Source organism: Polaribacter ponticola, assembly GCF_026191475.2.
Lineage (GTDB): Bacteria > Bacteroidota > Bacteroidia > Flavobacteriales > Flavobacteriaceae > Polaribacter > Polaribacter ponticola.
The window spans coordinates 2,138,529-2,142,156 of sequence record NZ_JAOSLC020000003.1 but is presented as its reverse complement, the minus strand read 5'-3'; the positions used below and the strand labels follow the sequence as shown (position 1 = coordinate 2,142,156).

Annotated in this window: 1 protein-coding gene; it reads right to left on the bottom strand. The window is 33.6% G+C overall.

Features of this window, described 5'->3' with window-relative positions:
• Positions 1 to 25: 25 nt before the first annotated feature.
• Positions 26 to 3,565 (bottom strand): hypothetical protein, encoded by a 3,540-nt coding sequence (locus N5A56_RS15050; protein ID WP_274270524.1) that lies wholly within the window; start codon positions 3,563 to 3,565, stop codon positions 26 to 28.
• Positions 3,566 to 3,628 lie beyond the last annotated feature (63 nt).

Genomic DNA, 3,628 nt, shown 5'->3' with positions numbered 1-3,628 from the left:
TTTTTTCATCCTTTTAATTTCTTGATTAATTGTCACTATTTGGTGTAGAGTCTTTATCTGTTTGGTTAATGATAAAAACCTCTGCTTTATTTGTTATAATTGTTCCCTTAGTATTTACTATGGCTGCAATTTTTAATTCTATAGATCCTCCATCTTCAATAGTAATATTGGTTAAATCCCAAATTCCACTTCCAGAGGTATATGTTGTATTTATTGGTATAACAGAATTAGCAGCTACATAAGTTAATCCTGTTGGTAAAATATCTTTTACTTGAACACCTGTTGCATATGCTAAACCTATATTTTTTAATACAATAGAAAAGATTATTTCATCTCCTACTTTAGGTACTGCTTTAACAACTGTTTTTTTAATAGATAAATCTACATGACATCCATTTACTAAATCTGAAATTGCATAAGTTGTATAAGTTGAGGTATAATCTGGATTACCATCATCTGCACTATCTACAGCATCTGCCAATCCATCTCCGGTAGAATCTGAAGCTTCTCCAGAAATAGAATTAAACTTAAAATTGGTTGTAGAATCTTTAGTTGCGCTTGCTTCAGCAGCATCAGAACAACCATCATCATCACTGTCTAAATCAAATCTATTTACCTCTCCAGTTCCGTCTGTATTAATATCAGAACATATAAGTTGATTTGTAAAATTTGGTAAACTCCAAACTCTTCTATCTGTACCTGCTGTTTCGTTATTTTTATCTTTATAAATATAATTATACTTCACTGCGTTTAAAGAACTCGCAAAAAGTGTATATGCAATATCTAGTTCTCTTGCTGCTGTTCCAGAATTATAACCAGTATTTATAGTTGTATTAGAATTAATTTCATCATTTAAAGAAACTAAAGAACCAAAATTAGGATTTACATACGTAATTGAAGCATTAGAAGTACTTACAATTGGATTTCTTACCAAATTATGTTCTATTAAAATATCTGACTCTTCATTTCTAAAAGTAGCATCTGCATCAATTTTTTCAACAACTTCTATCTGTAATCCCTCATAACCAGGAGCAGCTCTCAAATTTGTAGTAAAACTATAATTTAAACCATTTGTATCTGGATATTGGTAATCTAAAATTAATTCTCCTGAAGAGTTATTAGGTGTTATAGTAAAAGTAGTTAACTCATCTGCTCTAATATCTAAATAAGCATAAACAGTTCCTGTTGAGTTTTGTAGAGGTATTGTACTTAAGTTTCCTGTAGTTGTAACAGCACCGTATTGCAATGCCACATTTGTACATGTTTGTTCTGCTGTATCTAGAACTCCATCATTATCATCATCTATGTCTACATTATCATAAACATTGTCTCCATCAAAATCAGAACATTGACCTACTGTATTATCTAATGCATACAGAAAGTATGTGTTAAAATAGTCTGCTGTACCATTTTTATCTAAATCAACAGTATCTGATAAACCGTCTGAATTAGTATCTGAAGCTGTAGGAAATTTATAATCTGTAGTTATCAAATTTGTTGCTCCAGCTTCAAAAGCATCAGAACAACCATCTCCATCACTATCTAAATCTAATCTATCTACCGTACCGTCATTATCGGTATCAACATCTATACAACCTTGAATTAGATTTACTGTTGGAGGATTTGTAAATTCTTGAGCTCCAAAACCATAACCAGGCGTACCATCTCTTTTCTTTACTTGAAGTTTAAAGCTTGTAATTGGAACAAAATCTATATTTGTCCAAAGATTTTCATCTGGAGTATCTCCATTACTACTTGGAACTATTTCTAAAAAATCTCCAGAATCTCCAAAATAATCAGTTGTAGAGTCTTGTAAATTTAGGTTTGTAGCTGGAGTTTCAGATAACTGATAAGCCTCAACTACTTCCTTAGGAAGTATAATTCCTTCACTGGTACCAGAATCATCTATATCTTGAAAAGTTAAGAAACCTGGGAATTCAAAAGGTACTGTTGTACCAGACTCAAAAAACTCTACTTCTAACTCAACACCACCAATGCTTCCTGTACCTCCTAAAAGAATAGTTATATAACCGAATGTTGTATTACCATCTATATCTACACTTGTAATACCAGCATCACTAACTCTTAGTACTGTTAACCTTACATCTATATTTACACCGCCTATAACACCCACATCTGTATACAATGCAGAGTCATTTATATCTTGAGCTAAACCACTATCTGTAAAGGATGTTAATTTTGCTGCATTAAAAGTTAACGGTGTATATTCATCGATTGAACCAGTCTGATTTAAAAAGATTGTAGATTCACATTCGTTTAAATCTGGAACACCATCGTTATCATCATCTAAATCACAATCATCTCCTATTGAATCTAAATCTGTATCTACAAAAGATGGATCTTGAGGATCACAAGAATTACAAATTGAAGCAGCAGAAGTTAAATTCTGTGCTGTTCCTATTCCTTGAGTATTACCTAAAGGAACACCGTAAGTAGCACTATTTGGGTCATTATCTATAGCGCCAGCCAATTCACCATTAGAATCTAAGTCTGAAAAACCATGACTATCTGTTCCTTCTAAAACATCATAACAAGTATCACCATCAGAATCTTTATCTAAAGAATCTATTACACCATCTCCATCTGTATCTCTTAAAGCATTACCATTTAATTCAACTGTATCTAAAATACCATCATTATCATCATCTTTATCAAAATAATCAATAATAGTATCGCCATCTGTATCTATATTAGGTATCTCTGTAATAACAACAGAACCATTTGCTCCATCTAATTGTGTTCCTCCAGAATTTGCTCCATCTGAACCTGCTGTAATTGTATGTTGAAAATATTTAGCAAACGAAGTATTTACAAAAGAACCCCCACCTCCAGCAGATCCATTAGCTCCAGATGCTCCACCTCCAGAATATCCAGCACCCGCACCAGAATAAGAATTAGCACCTGCACCTCCACCAGTAAGACCTCTACCTCCATTTCCAGTTCCATTTCCGCCATTGGCTAATGTGTAATTTGTAGGATCACTAGCAGAACCACCAGTAGCCTGTGTACCATTTTCTCCAGCAGTTAAAATTCCACCACCAGCTCCAGATCTATTATTAGATGCTCCTCCATTTCCAGAAATACCTCCTAAACCTTCGGTATTATTTGAACTAGTTCCTGAGTCTCCATTTACCACATCACTACCTCCATATCCATTAGCATCAGCACTGTTATCTCCACCACCACCTCCACCGGCTACCATTACTAATGTTCCATTAATATAAACACCAGTACTTCCACCACCTCCGGCTTGACTTCCACCACGTCCTCCTTCTGCAACCAAATAACGAATTTCATCACCTAGAGAAACGTTAAAAACAGCTCTTGTTAGAGCTCCTTGCCCTCCAGTAGTATTAGTTCCTTCTCCTCCTTCTCCTCCAACAATAGTAATTTCTATAACACCATTTGCTAAGACATTATATGAATAAGAACCTACCACCGTTTCGTTTACTAATATTGTTTGTGCTTTTAATTCATTAAAAAATATTCCACAAAAAAGTAACAACACAAATAAAAACCTTTGTCTAAAGGATGTAGTTTTCAATGTTCTATTTAATTTTTGTTTTAATAAATACTGATCTAACATTTCATATTTCTTTTCGTGTTA